The sequence below is a fragment of the Marmoricola sp. URHB0036 genome (genome assembly GCF_000426045.1).
GTDB lineage: Bacteria > Actinomycetota > Actinomycetes > Propionibacteriales > Nocardioidaceae > Marmoricola.
This window is the reverse complement of the sequence record NZ_AUEP01000009.1, coordinates 210,836-225,304: the sequence shown is the minus strand read 5'-3', so window position 1 is coordinate 225,304 and position 14,469 is coordinate 210,836. Positions and strand designations below refer to the sequence as shown.

Genomic DNA, 14,469 nt, shown 5'->3' with positions numbered 1-14,469 from the left:
CGGTCAAGGCTTCGCCCGCTGTGGAATGCACAACGCTCGCCGCTGACCGGTGGAGGGCTCACCAACGACTCCGCTGCCAGGCGCGGTACACGGTGAGCGCCACGCCGATGCCCACGACCACCCCGATGAAGCCCAGGTACGGCTCGATGATCGTGATGGCCACCGAGATGGCGATGGCCGCGAGCAGCAGCGTCATGGCAGCGGCGGCCAGCCGGTCCAGCCAACTGCGGGGATCGTTGGCCATAGGACTCCCTCTCTCGATGTGCAGCGACCCGGCGGAGAGACTCGAAAGCCGACCGCCGGATCGCGTGATGGTTGGGCGTCAGATCCCGCCGCCGCGGTTCATGTCACGCATGGCACGCAGGAACGCGCGGGTGGTCAGTTCGACGCGCTGCTCGGCCGAGAGCCGGGCAGCTTCGATGTCGGCTCGGCGTCGATCCGCCGACGACAGCGTCAGGATGGCCAGGCTGGCAACGAGCACCACCAGAACCAGGATCAGCAGGCAGAAGAAGCCGAACGTCATGGCGTCCGCCTACTACTTGTTCCGTAGCTGACGTCGCAGGTCCTGCAGGGTGTCGCCCATAGCCAGCAGATGGGCATCGGCCAGGAAGGCCAGGCGGCCACTGACCTCCGGCGTCTGCAGCTCGAGGTGCTTCTGGGCCTGGGCAACCCGGGTGACCGCCGACATGGCGAGACCGGTGGCGCTTGTCAGCGCCTCGACCTTCTGCATGGTCACGTCGGTCTCGTCGTCGACGTGGGCCATGCGCATCTGGGTGACGGACCGGCTGCGGGTGATTGCCCTACCGGCACGCCGCGAGTCGCGGCTCAGGCCACGCTCGCTGTACGGGATCAATTCGCTCATGACTGCTTCCTCTCTTCGTCGAGCCGCTCCTGGTACTCGACGTCTTCTTCGGTGATGTCGGCCTCGGTGGAAGGACGGGAGTCGGCGCTCCAGACCAGCCGGGGCCGTTGCTCGCTGGGCGGACGGATCACGGTGCCTCCTCACTGCGCGGCCGGGTGGGCACTAAGGTCACCACGACCGCCTTGGCGGAGGCCTAATGGCGATTTCTGAGTCACCAAAGCGGGGTGTTGTGCCTGACTTTGCCGAGCTTGGTGGTGACTGGTTGACCGCGCCTCGGTAACCACTCACACTCGACCTACGCATGGCGGTGACACGGGGTGGTGACCTAGTGAGCGGAGTCCAGCCTCCACCGCGACCTCGGGAGTCGGCAGTCGATCACGAACTACGTGGTCGGCTGCTTCGTATGTACCGGATGAAGGCGGGACTCTCTCTGCGGGAACTCGCGCGCCGTGCAGGCTGTACGCACACCATCCTCAGTCGGGTGGAGCGAGGATCGCAGCACTTGTCGCCTCGACTGCTTGACGCCTACCAGGACATCTTGGGCGTCACGATCCAGGGATCAGACGTCTACCCGAGCCAGCAGGTTGTCAAGCTACAACTAGCGCCCGCGTTTCATCACGACACGTTGCGTCAGATCCGTTTCACGTGGTCCGGGAAGACGGAGCGCAACTCCTTCCGCCCGGACCTGATTGTTGATGACGAGATCCTCTCGAAGTGGCCCGAGCCGACGCAGTTCCAGGATGCTTTCGGCTTGGTCCGCCCGGATGACGGGGACGCGGACGCGACGCGGGCCGCCCGGCTGCTGAACTTTCCCGACTCGACCACCGGGATGTACGCCCCCTTCGAGGAGATGTGGGAAGCGCGGCCGCCCATCGGCTTGTCGGCGTTCCAGTTCGCCATTCCTGCCAACACGCGGGTAGCGGAGTTTGAGATCCTCGTCAAACTGCACGGTTACAGCAGAACCATCATCTATATAAACGGCGACAGGGTCCTCCCCTTCGCTGAAGCCAGGCTGACCCGGCTGAATCTCGGCGGATTGACGTGCCAGCGTCGGTATCGCATTTCGTGGGGACGAATGAGGGAGGAGGACTTCAATCGTCCCAAGGCGCTCTTCGGAGTTTCGCGGGAACGCGAACGGTGGGCTGCCAAGAGCGGTTGGATAGAAGTTGAGGAAGGCGTGTGGGAAAGCGCAAGCGGCGAGCGCCGGCGACTTGAAGACCTATAGGCTCCCCGCGGGCCACGCGTAGAGGCGTTTGACTCCTCGTGAGACAGGTTGCGGACGGTCAGTCCTCGGCGTCAGTCCCGTCATCGGTGAACGGATGCCCGACGATCCAGCGTTCGGTTTCGTCGTACGTCCGGGCGATGTAATCCTCGAGGTCCTGCCGGGACACGCGCCAGACTCCCCGGCCGCCGATCTTCATCGCCCGCAAGTCGCCCCGCCGGATGAGTGCGTAGACCTGAGCCTTGCTGGTGGCGAGCTCCTCGGCCACCTGTTCGCGCGTGAGGAAGCGATCAGTCACGATACCGAGCGTATGCGCGTGAGCCGTCCTGCGTAACGCTCGCCTCGTAGACCTGTGGACGAGCCTGGCGGGAAGGTGTTGCAACACATTATGGTTTGGTGGCCAGCAATGATTATCCGGCCTTTAATCAGCCACCCGACGTACGGCTGAGTATCACGAACACAAAGCCGCCGGAATAGGGGCTATGCATGCGAGACTTGCGGTGGCCTATCCCCTTTAGTACGGAAATGAAATATACTCTTACTATGTTTCTTCTTTACCATCCAGCATGCGACGTGCCATCGACCTCGACGAGTTCGCGAGGCAGGACGGTCGTGAGCGCTACCCTGCACACGCCAAGCGGGCCGGGCAAGCTTGCAGGACCTGGCGCGGGCATCAAGCGCACAGTTCATGGAGACGAGGACCCTGGTCTATGACCCCAACCACGAAGGAGGGGCAGCGCGCCGAGCTGCACAAGACCATCTGGCGCATCGCCAACCAGTTGCGCGGGAGCGTTGATGGCTGGGACTTCAAGAGCTACGTGCTCGGCATGCTCTTTTATCGCTTCATCTCGGAGAACCTCACTGCCTATCTCAACAAGATGGAGCAGGACGCTGGCGACACGGACTTCGACTATACGAAACTCGCAGATAAGGATGCGGAATTCGGTCGGAAGGACACGGTCGACGAAAAGGGCTTCTACATCCTTCCCAGCGAGTTATTCACGAATGTGCGAAAGCACGCTGCTGGCGATGAAAACCTCAACGAGACGCTTGCCGCCGTGTTTAAGAACATCGAGGGTTCGGCCCTCGGCACTGACAGCGAGGACGATCTCAAGGGTCTGTTTGACGACCTCGATGTCAACAGTCAGAAGCTTGGGAGCACAGTAGCGAAGCGCAACGAGAGGCTCGTGAAGCTGCTCAATGCCATTGCGGACCTGAACCTCGGGGACTTTGCGGATAACACCATCGACGCGTTCGGCGACGCCTACGAGTACCTGATGACCATGTACGCCTCCAGTGCCGGCAAGTCCGGTGGCGAGTTCTTCACGCCGCAGGAGGTCTCGGAGCTTCTCGCCCGGCTCACCGTGGTGGGGAAGACATCCGTCAACAAGGTATACGACCCCGCTTGCGGCTCCGGGTCGCTCCTACTGAAATTCGCCATGGTGCTTGGCAAAGAGAACGTGCGGGGTGGTTTCTTCGGTCAGGAGGTCAATCTGACCACCTACAACCTGGCGCGCATCAATATGTTTCTTCACGACATCAATTACGAAAAATTTGATATCGCCCACGGCGACACGCTAATCGATCCGGCGCATTGGGACGACGAGCCGTTTGAGGCGATCGTGTCTAATCCGCCGTACTCGATCAATTGGGAGGGTGACGCCAACCCGCTGTTGATCAACGATCCCAGATACGCGCCAGCCGGGGTCCTCGCGCCGAAGTCCAAAGCCGACCTTGCCTTCACCATGCACATGTTGAGTTGGTTGGCAGTGAACGGCGTTGCGGCGATCGTCGAATTTCCTGGCGTGCTTTACCGCGCCGGCGCGGAGCAGAAGATCCGCAAGTACTTGATCGACAACAATTACATTGACGCTGTGATTCAGTTGCCGCCGGACCTCTTCTTCGGCACGACTATCGGGACGTGCATCGTCATCCTGAAGAAGTCGAAGCAGACTAATGACGTGGTATTCATCGACGCATCCGCCGAGTTCGTCCGCGGAGGCAATAAGAACAAACTCACCACGGCTAACCAGCAGCGAATCCTCGACACGTACATCGCCCGCGAGAGTATCGACCACTTCTCACAGGTTGTGCCCAATGGCGAGATCGCCGCGCGAGACTATCTTGCCTCTGTAATGTCGTACGTAGCAGTTGCTGATACGCGCGAAACTGTCGACATCACAGACCTGAATTCCGACATTGCGCGCATCGTTGCCAGGCAGGCGGAGCTCCGCGCAGTGATCGACGAAATGGTTGCGGATCTGGAGTCGGCACCGTGAGTCTCGTCGATGACCTCGTGAGCAACTTGGCTTCAGATAGCGTCCAATACAAGGATGTCGGCGAGATCGCATCGTATGTGCGCGGCGTCACCTACAGCAAAGTTGACGAGGAGGCCGGTGGGGACATCCGGGTATTGCGCGCCAATAACATCACCTTGTCGTCGAATACCCTCAACTTCGGTGACGTGAAAGAGGTGTCTGGTTCAGTGCGAGTTCGGCCTGACCAGCGACTTCAAGCCGATGACATCCTGATCAGCGTCGCAAGCGGAAGTAAGTCACACGTCGGGAAGGTCGCCTACGTGGAGAAGGATGTCGATTACTACTTCGGTGGATTCATGGCAGTACTTAGAGTCAAGAGCGGTGTCGATTCGCGTTTCCTCTTCCACGCCCTTTTGAGCACGAGGTTCTCCAGGTACTTGGAGGGCGCACTCAGTTCGACGACTATCAACAATCTAAATGCGAAGACCATGGGTGCTTTTCGGGTGCCAGTGCCACGGCTTGAGGTGCAGCGCTCGATTGTGAAGATCCTGGACCAGTTCACCGAACTGGAGGCGGAGTTGGCGGCAGAGCTTCAATTGCGGAAGAGGCAGCGTGTTGCTCTCACTCGCTCCCTTCCTTACGCGGGACAGATACGAAAGCTCAGTCCGGATGGCGTTAAGCGTGTTCGCATCGGTGACGTGGCAACGAAGTCCAGTGAGGCATTGCGTGTTCAGCCGGATGAATCGTATGTGAACTTAGGTGTGAGGTGGTACGGCGAGGGCGCCTTCGCGCGCGGATCAAAGGCGGGAAGCGCCATCAAGGGGTCCACCCTCTACCGGGTGAAGGCTGGACAGTTTATCTACAATCGGATGTTCGTTGTCGAAGGTTCTTTCGGCATCATCACACCGGATCTCGCGGGAGGTGTGGTGTCGAGCGAGTTCCCCGTCTACGACCTCGACGAAACACGTGTACTGCCGGGATGGCTCCTGCTCTACCTTCTGGACGAATACACCCTGAAGCGTGTGGCCGCCGAGGTGACCGGTGTGGAGCGCGGAACGATGAAGAGTCGTCGCCGATGGAAGGAGGAGCAGTTCGAGGCCTTCGAGATTGAATTGCCGTCTGTGGCAGCACAGCAGGAGATCCTCCGGGTGCTCGGTGCCGGTGTTGCCCTCGAGTCGGCTCTGCAAGACGAGCTCGTTGCTCGACGCAAGCAGTGCGGGCACTATCGAGACCGCTTGCTGATGTTCGACGAGGTGCCGGCATGAGTGAGTCGCAGACGACACGCTATGAGCCCATAGCCGTCTCCTCTGAGAGCACGGTTGTTGCTGAGTTCTCCCCGGATGCTTCTTCCGAAACCGCCTATCAGACAGAGGCAGACCTGGAACGACAGTTCATCAAGCTCTTGCAGTCACAAGCATGCGATTACTTGCCGATCACAAGCGAGGCGCAACTTGTTAGCAATCTCCGCAACCGAATCGAAGCCCTGAACGGCATCACCTTCACAGACACGGAGTGGAAACAGTTCTTCTCCGAGAAGATTGCAGGTGCCACCGAGGGCATCGTCGAGAAGACCGTCCGCATCCAAGAGGATCATGTGCAGGTCCTTCAGCGCGACGACGGCTCGATCAAGAACGTCATGCTGATCGACAAGAAGAACATCCACAACAACAGCCTTCAGGTGATCAATCAGTACGAGATCGGCCAGGGCGACGGTGGAGCAGCGCGGTCTAACCGCTACGACGTGACCGTCCTAGTCAACGGGCTGCCCCTAGTGCACGTCGAACTGAAGCGGCGTGGCGTTGATATCCGCGAGGCGTTCAATCAGATCGACCGCTACCAGCGCGACAGCTTCTGGGCCGGCTCGGGCTTGTTCGAGTACGTGCAGCTCTTCGTGATCAGCAACGGCACGCTGACGAAGTACTACTCCAACACCACGCGCCGTCAGCACCTCAGCGAGAACGTGGCCGCGAAGAAGGGCCGCAAGACTTCTAACTCATTCGAGTTCACCTCATGGTGGGCCGACGCCACCAACAAGCCAATCCAGGACCTGACCGGTTTCACCAAGACCTTCTTTGCAAAGCATGCGCTGCTGAACATCCTGACCCGGTACTGCGTGCTTACAGCTGACCGGATGCTCCTGGTCATGCGTCCGTACCAAATCGTGGCGACTGAGCGCATCCTGCAGAAGATCGAGATCTCCACCAACTACAAGCAGCTCGGTACGGTCGCGGCTGGTGGCTATGTCTGGCATACGACCGGCTCCGGTAAGACGCTGACTAGTTTCAAGTCGGCGCAGCTGGTCTCCAATCTCCCGGCCGTCGACAAGGTGCTGTTCGTCGTCGACCGCAAGGACCTCGACTACCAGACCATGCGCGAGTACGACCGCTTCGAGAAAGGGGCAGCAAACTCCAACACCTCCACGGCGGTGCTCAAGAAGCAGTTGGAGGACTCGAGCGCCAGGATCATCATCACCACGATCCAGAAGCTCTCGACGTTCATTGCCGCCAACAAGGGGCACGAGATCTACGACGGCCACGTCGTGCTTATCTTCGACGAGTGCCACCGGTCCCAATTTGGTGACATGCACACCGCGATCGCCAAGGCATTCAAGCGCTACAACCTCATCGGCTTCACGGGCACGCCAATCTTCTCGGTCAACGCCGGCGGTGGCGGAAATCCAAACTTGCGGACAACCGCGCAGGCTTTCGGCTGCTTCTTACATGGCGATCCGAGGAAGTGCCCGCCCGACCAGCACCAGATGGCGATCCATGCCTACACGATTGTCGACGCCATCAGTGACAAGAACGTCCTTCCGTTCCGAATCGACTACGTCAACACGATCAAGTTGCCGGAGGGACTCACCGACAAGCAGGTCTCGGCCATCGACACCGAGAGGGCACTGCTCGCACCGGAGCGGCTGGGCCAGGTCACGGCTTACACACGAGAGCACTTCGACCAGAAGACCAGGCGCGCTCAGCACTATTCGTTGGCAGGTAAGCGAGTCCACGGTTTCAACGCCCTGTTCGCGACGGCATCGATCGACGCCGCGAAGCGCTACTACGCAGAGTTCAAGGAGCAACAGAAGGACTCGACGCCGGACCAGCGGCTGAAGGTCGGCATCATCTACTCGTACGCCGCCAATGAAGATGTAGGTGACGACTACCTCGACGACGAGGGGTTCGAGACCAGCTCACTCGACCAGTCCTCGCGCGATTTCCTCGACGAGGCGATCGCGGACTACAACGCGATGTTCGGCACCAGCTTCGACACCTCCGCGGACAAGTTTCAGAACTACTACAAGGATCTGTCACTGCGGTTGAAGAGCCGCGAAATCGACTTGGTCATCGTCGTCAACATGTTCCTGACCGGGTTTGACGCGACGACGCTGAACACTTTGTTCGTCGACAAGCGCCTGGTCAACCACGGCTTGATCCAGGCCTACTCACGCACCAACCGCATCCTGAACTCGGTCAAGACCTACGGCAACATCGTGTCCTTCCGCGACTTGGAGGACGAGACCAACGACGCCATCGCCTTGTTCGGCAACAAGGAGGCGCGGGGGATCGTACTGCTCAAGCCGTACAACGACTATTTCGCCGAGTACGCATCGCGCGTAGGTGAGTTGCTCGACAGGTTCCCCCTCGGTGCGCCGATCCTCGGCGAGTCGGCTCAGAAGGAGTTCATCGCGCTCTTTGGCACAATCCTCCGGCTGCAGAACATCTTGACCTCGTTCGACGAGTTCGCCGGCAACGAAGTCCTCACCGAGCGAGAGAGTCAGGACTACCGGAGCGTCTACCTCAATCTGTACGCCGATTTCCGCACGGGGACTGAGAGCGACAAGGAGTCGATCAACGACGATGTCTTGTTCGAGATCGAGCTCATCAAGCAAGTCGAGATCAACGTCGACTACATCCTGATGCTCGTCCAGGAGTGGCGCGCGGCCCGGGGTAATGGCGAGGACAAGGAGATAGAGGCGGTCGTGAACATCGAACGAGCCGTTGACTCCAGCCTGACGCTGAGGAACAAGAAGGACCTCATCATGGACTTCGTCGACCGTGTCTCGGCCACCGGCGAGATCGACGACGAGTGGAAGGCGTTCATCAGCGCCAAGCGCGCGGCCGAGTTGGACGCACTCATCGACGACGAGGGCCTTAAGCCGGAGGAGACCAAGGCATTCGTTGAGCACGCCTTCCGAGACGGTGCTATCCCGACCACCGGCACGGCTGTTACCAAGATCCTTCCGCCCGCATCTCGGTTCGCACCAGACGGTGGCCACGGCGTAAAGAAGCAACGCGTCCTTGAACGTCTGGGATCGTTCTTCGAGCGTTTCTTCGACCTGGGCGCAGACGAGGCTAAGTAGATGCCTGACTCGATGGAGTACTCACCTGAACAGCAGGCATTCCTCGCTCATAGCCCAACTGACAGTGCGCGAGTCTTGGCTGGTCCCGGGACCGGGAAGAGTTTCACGAGCGTGGCCTATCTCGAGCGAGCCATCGCTGCGAATCCCGACCTCCGTGTGGGCTATGTGACGTTCACGCGGGCAGCCACCGCGGAGTTTGCCAAGAAGCTTGAGGACGCTGAGCTGAGCGCATTGGGTGATCGCCGACCCAGCACGGTACATGGCTTTGCATTGGGAGTTCTCATGCGTCAACGGTCTGCAAGGCTGCCTTACCCGCTCCGTATACCTGATCAATGGGAAATTCGGGAGCTGATCGAGCCTGACCTCAAGGCCCGGCTACTGGCGCGCGGGTCGAACGTCAACATCCGTACGATCCGGGAACTGTTGCAGGAACTCGCGGCCGGATTCCAGACGCTGAGTACAACGCGCTCAAAACTGGCTCAGGAGCAGCCTGACCTGGTCTCGGCATTCCAGGGAGTCTGGCGCGTTCACCGGCAACTGTATGGCTACACGCTGTTGAGTGAACTGCCAATGCAGGCCGGAGGGGTGCTCCAAGACATGGACGAGGCGGGAGTAGACCTCGACTTGCTGATCGTTGACGAGTACCAGGATCTGAACGCTGCCGACCAACGCCTCCTCGAAGAAGTCGCGCACAGGAGCGTCGCGATCATCGCTATCGGCGATGACGACCAGTCGATCTACAGCTGGCGCAACGCGGCGCCCGATGGCATCAGGACTTTCCTGTCCACCTTCAACGCATCTGCTGACTACCCTCTGACGCTCTCGCAGCGCTGTGGGGGGCGGGCCCTCGAGGTCGCGGCTTCCCTGATCGAGCAGGATTCTGGCCGTGCGCCGAAACCCCGGCTGACTCCGTCCGACCGCGCCAACCCCACAGAATTCGGCTATCTCCGATACCGCAGCAACACGGCGGAGGCTAGGGGCGTAGCAGACATCATCGCGCGGAGGCTCGCCAGCGGCGTTGCCCCCGAAGAGATCGCCGTTCTCGTTCGGTCGAGTGCAAACACTTGGAAGCGCGAACTGGCCGATCACCTGGCTGAACGGGAGATTCCAGTCCAGGACACCACCGACGTGGACGCCACCTTTGCGGAAACCGGGTTTCGCCGCATCCTGGCCATCGCCCATCTCATGGTCAATCGGGACGATTCCTTGGCCTGGCGCAGTCTGCTTCATCTAACGGCGGGGATCGGCCCGGCGTTCATCCGATTGGTAGAGGCCGACACTGGATCCCCAATCTTTGCCGGCCGATTGCGAAACCTCATCCGCGATGATGCGCAGAACAGTTCAGCCGCCCGAAAGGCTCGTGAGGTTGTGCTAGAGCTCGAAGCCTGGCTCGACGAGCACTCGTTGGAGGCTGTGGAGCTTGGTGACGATGGCTGGGGACGGTGGCTGACCGACTACGTTCAGGCTGGCGAACTCACCCAGGCGGCCATGGACCTGCTGATCAGCGCGGATGACCTCTTGCAGGGGGTGAGTCTGGAGCGCTTTCTGGCCGAGCTGCAGCCGACGGCGAGAGACCAGGCTGTCACCGCGACCGGCGGCGTGAGGATCATGAGCATGTCCCAATCGAAGGGTTTGACGGTCAATACTGCGATCGTCATGGGGGTAGAGGCACAGAACATCCCGCGGCCCGGTTGCGATATCGATGAGGAGCGCCGCCTCCTCTATGTCGCCTTTACGCGGGCAACTCACCTGACAGTCGCGACGTTTGCCAGTCGCCGAACTGGTGGGACCGCCCGGGTTGGTGAGCCTCGGGTGGCTCAACAGCGGGAACGCAGCCCCTTCTTGAGTGACCTCGACCTCACACCCTCGGATGGAACGGCCTATATACCCCCTGAGACCTGACGGCCAATACGATCCTGACTCGAAATGGCTCCGCGAAGTTGCTTCGGGCTTCGGGCCAGGCGCGTTAGCGCTGGCGACCAGAGTCGAAACGGCTCTTCCCTTAAAGTAGCTAGCCTTGGTGATCAAGAGATCGAGCCACTAGAGGGTTTCTTTCGTGCGGCCAAGCGTCACGTCTGCCTGGATCGACGCTGCTTAGCTAGATTGAGGTCACTCAGCACTGCCTTGGTCAGGTAGAAGGGGATCCGTCGAGTCGCTCCCCAGACAAGCGCGATGAGGCTCGCACCCATCAGGACACTAGCCACAATCCAGAGCCATAGCGCAACGTGTGCAACGAAGAACAGACTGCTGAAGAATGGAATTGTGACGGTCCATGCCCCGCGTGCCACAACGAACGTGGTGGCCATGGTGGCCTTGCGGCGCCCTTCATGACTCGCGAAGTCGCGGAGAAGTTCGTCCGCGTTTCCGAAACTGCGGTTGCCTTGCGTCGCCAAGAAGTTCTCGAGGCGCACCAGCACCCCCTCGTCGGGGGTGTCGATCAGGAGCTCTTCGAGCTCCTCAAAGGCGCGCGCGTCAAGATGCACCGAAGCAAATCGCTCACGGATGTCCTTCATAACGCTGTCGCGCCACCAAAGTGAAGGACCGCCCTGATCGTTCAGGTACTTGCGATCGCCGAGTGCTGCGTAGTCCGATTCCACGCGCTCCGTCAGAGGCACGACCAGTAGCTGGCACAACGGAGTCCCCACCGGAATGCGCAAAGTGACGGGGCTGTGGTTGAACAAGGTCAAAGGCATGTGACCCTTCCACCCGGGGTTTATGAATCCGCCCGCGGTGTGTACCGACAGGCCGAGGCGGGCGTAGCTGCTCCTACCCTCGATGGCGCCGGCACAGTCAGGTGGCATCACGAAGCGCTCGGCAACGCGGCAAAGGACCATCTGTCCTGGGCGGATGGTGATCTTGTCTTGCCAACCGACGCGGTGATGCTGCCACCCGCGGTTCGGTGACAGCTCCATCACGCGAGAGCGCTCGAGATCGACTACTCGGCGGCGTCCAAAGGGGGCCTGGCGGGCTCGATGTGGAGTCCAGTAAGTCCCCGACAACCGCAGGTCGATTGAGCATGGGCCGATCTGCGACGTCTCGTCAAAGGGGTGGTCGCTGCTTTCCGAGGTGAACTGAAACTCAGAAAGGCGAGATCGAAGTTGAGCGTCCGTCAGGTACACCCGAGTGATTATGCGCGGAAATCAGCTTGACTTGCTCCAAAGCGAAACAACGGACGTGCCCGTGTTCTACGTCGAAGGCGTCGAGCAGCCATTGGGGTTCGGGGAACCAGTCGGTGCGGCCGAACCAGATGCGGTCCGGAACAACATGGCGAGTTAACTCTCGCCCCTGGCTGTCGAGGTACAGCAGTTCAACAACTTGGTCCTCCGGCACCTGCCTTGTATACCGCAGCGCCTGCTGAGCCACTAGAGTCACCTCCTGAGTATCTACAGACTAGGACCTAGAAACTAGTTTCTGATGGACCCTCGTTGGCGTGGCGACAAAAAGCAGACGGCGAAGGAGCTCTTCGGTCGTCCTCTGCGCCTTGCCTTGGCCGCTTGGATCCTGCAGCGCGCGGGGGAGCCCTTCTATCTTCAGGAGGCCCAGGACGCGATGCGCAAATTGGGGGAGGCGGCCAGTGGAGTCGCCGACGAACTCCGCCGGTTCGAGTCCCACGGTATGTTGAACTCCCTGGAAAGCGGGCGCCGTAGGTACTACAACGAAGTCTCTAGTCCCTACTGGCCGGTCTTTAGGTCGGCGGCCGAGGCACTCGAGTTGACGTCCTCCGAGCGTGCATAAGTCCTCGTCCGCTACCGCGGCATGATTCGTTCTGTCCGAAGGGTCAAGACACTGGCCGCCATCCAGTGATCGCGCATCCGGACCGGGGCATCACGGGGTCGATCGCCGGGGCGGCACACCTGCCCGGCAGTGTGACGAAGATCCGGCTGACTAGTGATGATGCGGTGGGCGGATCTCAACGCCGCTGGCACGCAGCAATCGGATGACCGTGTTCCGACCAATGCCGTACCGAGCAGCCAGGACTCGGGCGCTGGCGCCGGCTTCGTAGACGGCGATCAGCTCCTCAACTGCGGGCTGCCCGAGTCGGTCAGCGGCTGACCAGCGGGCTGGCAGCACGGTTGATGGCGGTGATCTGTACGATTCTGACTCGAAGACGCTCAGGGCTTGAGCCAAACCCGTTTTCAAGGTGTGACCACTTAGGCCCACTCTCGAGACGCTGGAGGAACACCGAGATGAAGAAGATCCTGCTCGTCACCATCGCTGTCGCCGGCGCAGTCTTCGCGAAGAAGAAGATGGACCAGGGCAAGCAGGAGCAGGCCCTGTGGCAGCAGGCCACCGACAACGTCGAGAAGGCCTGAGCTTCCTTCGGGGCCTTGGCGCAATTGGTAGCGCACCTGCTTTGCAAGCAGGGGGTTAGGGGTTCGAGTCCCCTAGGCTCCACTGATTTCTTCCGCGCCGTGGTGGGGCGCAATTGGTAGCGGCTGTGCCTGCTTCTGGGCTTGGCAAGCAGGGGGTTAGGGGTTCGAGTCCCCTAGGCCCCGCCACCTCCCGACTGTGTGGTTGATCGCGCCCACCAGGTGCACGGGATCGACCACACACGACGCGACACACTGGCTGCATGCGCATCGCCGTGCTCGCCGACACCCACTCGCCGCGCTTCTGGAAGCGGTGTCCACCGGCGGTGGCCGGTGCGCTCGAGGGCGTCGACCTGATCCTGCACGCCGGTGACGTGTGCCTGCGCGAGACCCTCGAGGAGCTCGAGCAGTTCGCGCCGGTGCGGGCCGTCCGGGGGAACAACGACGGGCCGGACGTCGCGGCGTGGGGAGCGCCCGAGACGCTGCTGCTCGACCTGGACGGGTTGCGGGTGGGGATGGTGCACGACAGCGGGGCGCGCACCGGGCGAGGTCCGCGGCTGAAGCGGCTGTTCCCGGAGGCCGACCTCGTGGTCTTCGGGCACTCGCACATCCCCTGGGACGAGACGTACGCCGGCCAGCGGGCCTTCAATCCCGGTTCGCCGACCGACAAGCGCCGTCAGCCGCAGGGCACGATGGGCGAGCTGGTGGTCGAGGACGGCATCCTGCGCTCAGCGCGGATCTTCCCGGTGACCTGACCGGCCGGTGCTCACCGTCACCTGGGGATGCTGGGTCTCCCGGGCGGTGCGGTACGCCGGCTCGCGGAGCCGCTTGACCCAGGCGGGGAAGGCCAACCCCGGAAGCGGGTGCAGCACCGGGTCGAACCGGATCGGCTGGTCGAGCGGAGGCCCGGCCGACTCGCGCAGCTCGGCGAACTCGCGCCAGGGGCCGAGAGGAGTGGCGACGTACAGCCTCGTCACGTCCTCACCCGGGCGAGCGCCGAGGAGCAGCGCGCCCTCAGGAGTCGTGTAAGGCAGCAGCGTGGTCATCGCCCGGTGGGCGGAGATCCCCGGAACGAGCACCAAGCGCAGCGGGCCGACCCACCCGGTCGTCGCGAACAGTACGTCGCCGAAGCCGTCCGCCCGCTCGACACGGACGGCGAGGCCGTGGATGTCCGGCACCGGTGACGGTAGCCCGACTGCTCGCGACCAGCGCAGCACCACGTCGTCCTCGCCTTGCTCATCCAGCCAGGCCACACCGGTCGGCAGGTCGAGGCCGTGCCGTCGCAGGGTGCCGCGGACGACGATGCCACGAGGGTGCAGGGGTTTTGCGTCGACGCGGAGCGCGGAGACGCCGCGGATGAGCGAGGCCAGGGCGCCTCCTCCGGCGCGGGCCAGGGACAGCAGGACGGGGTCTCGGGGATCAGGGGAGGGCATGGCTGGCCCGTACCCGGAGCAGCG

The 14,469-nt window shown here is 61.5% G+C and carries 15 protein-coding genes and 2 tRNA genes; 9 read left to right on the top strand and 8 right to left on the bottom strand.

All coding sequences use genetic code 11. The features are described from left to right. Window positions 1–58: 58 nt before the first annotated feature. The 4 genes from H976_RS0111995 to H976_RS30905 form a co-directional block, all read right to left on the bottom strand. Entirely contained in the window at window positions 59–244 is a 186-nt protein-coding gene (locus tag H976_RS0111995; protein ID WP_027861742.1) for a hypothetical protein, read from the bottom strand. A 78-nt stretch (window positions 245–322) separates the two neighbouring features. Continuing rightward, window positions 323–523: a hypothetical protein gene (locus tag H976_RS0111990; protein ID WP_027861741.1), complete on the bottom strand. Its 201-nt coding sequence runs from the start codon at window positions 521–523 to the stop codon at window positions 323–325. Between the two features lie 12 nt (window positions 524–535). Next, window positions 536–862, bottom strand: a complete 327-nt coding sequence (locus H976_RS0111985) for a hypothetical protein (protein ID WP_027861740.1) — start codon at window positions 860–862, stop codon at window positions 536–538. Then, window positions 859–993, bottom strand: coding sequence for a hypothetical protein (locus tag H976_RS30905; RefSeq protein ID WP_255337311.1), 135 nt, complete (start codon window positions 991–993; stop codon window positions 859–861). The genes H976_RS0111985 and H976_RS30905 overlap by 4 nt, the downstream gene beginning before the upstream one ends. A 170-nt stretch (window positions 994–1,163) precedes the next feature. Between H976_RS30905 and H976_RS0111975 the strand changes: the two genes are divergently transcribed. Next, window positions 1,164–2,087, top strand: coding sequence for a helix-turn-helix domain-containing protein (locus H976_RS0111975; protein ID WP_081682846.1), 924 nt, complete (start codon window positions 1,164–1,166; stop codon window positions 2,085–2,087). A gap of 58 nt (window positions 2,088–2,145) precedes the next feature. Here H976_RS0111975 and H976_RS0111970 read toward each other — a convergent pair whose 3' ends face one another. Then, window positions 2,146–2,382 (bottom strand): helix-turn-helix domain-containing protein, encoded by a 237-nt coding sequence (locus H976_RS0111970; protein WP_027861738.1) that lies wholly within the window; start codon window positions 2,380–2,382, stop codon window positions 2,146–2,148. 412 nt (window positions 2,383–2,794) lie between these two features. On the opposite strand from H976_RS0111970, the gene H976_RS0111965 reads away from it, so the two are divergent. From H976_RS0111965 to H976_RS0111950, 4 genes are read left to right on the top strand one after another with little or no spacing between them, the layout of a single operon-like run. Continuing rightward, window positions 2,795–4,363 (top strand): type I restriction-modification system subunit M, encoded by a 1,569-nt coding sequence (locus H976_RS0111965; protein WP_027861737.1) that lies wholly within the window; start codon window positions 2,795–2,797, stop codon window positions 4,361–4,363. Next, the gene (locus H976_RS28790; RefSeq protein WP_051276726.1) at window positions 4,360–5,607 is read left to right on the top strand and encodes a restriction endonuclease subunit S; all 1,248 of its coding nucleotides are present in this window, start codon (window positions 4,360–4,362) and stop codon (window positions 5,605–5,607) included. Before H976_RS0111965 ends, H976_RS28790 begins: the two co-directional genes overlap by 4 nt. Continuing rightward, on the top strand, window positions 5,604–8,702 hold the full coding sequence (locus tag H976_RS0111955) for a type I restriction endonuclease subunit R (protein ID WP_027861736.1): 3,099 nt from the start codon (window positions 5,604–5,606) through the stop codon (window positions 8,700–8,702). Before H976_RS28790 ends, H976_RS0111955 begins: the two co-directional genes overlap by 4 nt. Continuing rightward, a complete protein-coding gene (locus tag H976_RS0111950) occupies window positions 8,703–10,604 on the top strand; it encodes an ATP-dependent helicase (RefSeq protein WP_081682845.1) in 1,902 nt (633 codons plus the stop codon). Between the two features lie 167 nt (window positions 10,605–10,771). On the opposite strand, the gene dcd is transcribed toward H976_RS0111950, so the two are convergent. Continuing rightward, window positions 10,772–11,821: a dCTP deaminase gene (gene dcd, locus H976_RS28785; RefSeq protein ID WP_196804045.1), complete on the bottom strand. Its 1,050-nt coding sequence runs from the start codon at window positions 11,819–11,821 to the stop codon at window positions 10,772–10,774. Next, window positions 11,781–12,065, bottom strand: a complete 285-nt coding sequence (locus H976_RS29970; protein WP_155918188.1) for a hypothetical protein — start codon at window positions 12,063–12,065, stop codon at window positions 11,781–11,783. Before H976_RS29970 ends, dcd begins: the two co-directional genes overlap by 41 nt. An 824-nt stretch (window positions 12,066–12,889) precedes the next feature. On the opposite strand from H976_RS29970, the gene H976_RS30660 reads away from it, so the two are divergent. The 4 genes from H976_RS30660 to H976_RS0111920 all read left to right on the top strand — a co-directional run bounded on the left by H976_RS30660 (window position 12,890) and on the right by H976_RS0111920 (window position 13,767). Then, complete coding sequence (locus H976_RS30660; RefSeq protein ID WP_231388879.1) at window positions 12,890–13,015, top strand: DLW-39 family protein; 126 nt, start codon at window positions 12,890–12,892, stop codon at window positions 13,013–13,015. Window positions 13,016–13,024: 9 nt separating this feature from the next. Next, window positions 13,025–13,097, top strand: a tRNA-Ala gene (locus H976_RS0111925). Between the two features lie 22 nt (window positions 13,098–13,119). After that, window positions 13,120–13,201 (top strand) — tRNA-OTHER (locus H976_RS29965). A 74-nt stretch (window positions 13,202–13,275) separates the two neighbouring features. Further along, a complete protein-coding gene (locus tag H976_RS0111920; RefSeq protein WP_027861733.1) occupies window positions 13,276–13,767 on the top strand; it encodes a metallophosphoesterase in 492 nt (163 codons plus the stop codon). Here H976_RS0111920 and H976_RS25940 read toward each other — a convergent pair. Beyond that, window positions 13,741–14,445 carry a hypothetical protein gene (locus H976_RS25940; protein ID WP_196804044.1) on the bottom strand — a complete coding sequence of 235 codons (705 nt, stop codon included), beginning with the start codon at window positions 14,443–14,445 and terminating at the stop codon, window positions 13,741–13,743. The genes H976_RS0111920 and H976_RS25940 overlap by 27 nt on opposite strands. Window positions 14,446–14,469 lie beyond the last annotated feature (24 nt).

Excerpts from the sequence above, each read along its gene's own strand:
- H976_RS0111995 (WP_027861742.1), bottom strand. The coding sequence starts at position 244 with ATGGCCAACGATCCCCGCAGTTGGCTGGACCGGCTGGCCGCCGCTGCC.
- H976_RS0111990 (WP_027861741.1), bottom strand. The coding sequence starts at position 523 with ATGACGTTCGGCTTCTTCTGCCTGCTGATCCTGGTTCTGGTGGTGCTC.
- H976_RS0111985 (WP_027861740.1), bottom strand. The coding sequence starts at position 862 with ATGAGCGAATTGATCCCGTACAGCGAGCGTGGCCTGAGCCGCGACTCG.
- H976_RS0111975 (WP_081682846.1), top strand. The coding sequence starts at position 1,164 with ATGGCGGTGACACGGGGTGGTGACCTAGTGAGCGGAGTCCAGCCTCCA.
- H976_RS0111965 (WP_027861737.1), top strand. The coding sequence starts at position 2,795 with ATGACCCCAACCACGAAGGAGGGGCAGCGCGCCGAGCTGCACAAGACC.
- H976_RS0111955 (WP_027861736.1), top strand. The coding sequence starts at position 5,604 with ATGAGTGAGTCGCAGACGACACGCTATGAGCCCATAGCCGTCTCCTCT.
- H976_RS0111950 (WP_081682845.1), top strand. The coding sequence starts at position 8,703 with ATGCCTGACTCGATGGAGTACTCACCTGAACAGCAGGCATTCCTCGCT.
- H976_RS30660 (WP_231388879.1), top strand. The coding sequence starts at position 12,890 with ATGAAGAAGATCCTGCTCGTCACCATCGCTGTCGCCGGCGCAGTCTTC.
- H976_RS0111920 (WP_027861733.1), top strand. The coding sequence starts at position 13,276 with ATGCGCATCGCCGTGCTCGCCGACACCCACTCGCCGCGCTTCTGGAAG.
- H976_RS25940 (WP_196804044.1), bottom strand. The coding sequence starts at position 14,445 with ATGCCCTCCCCTGATCCCCGAGACCCCGTCCTGCTGTCCCTGGCCCGC.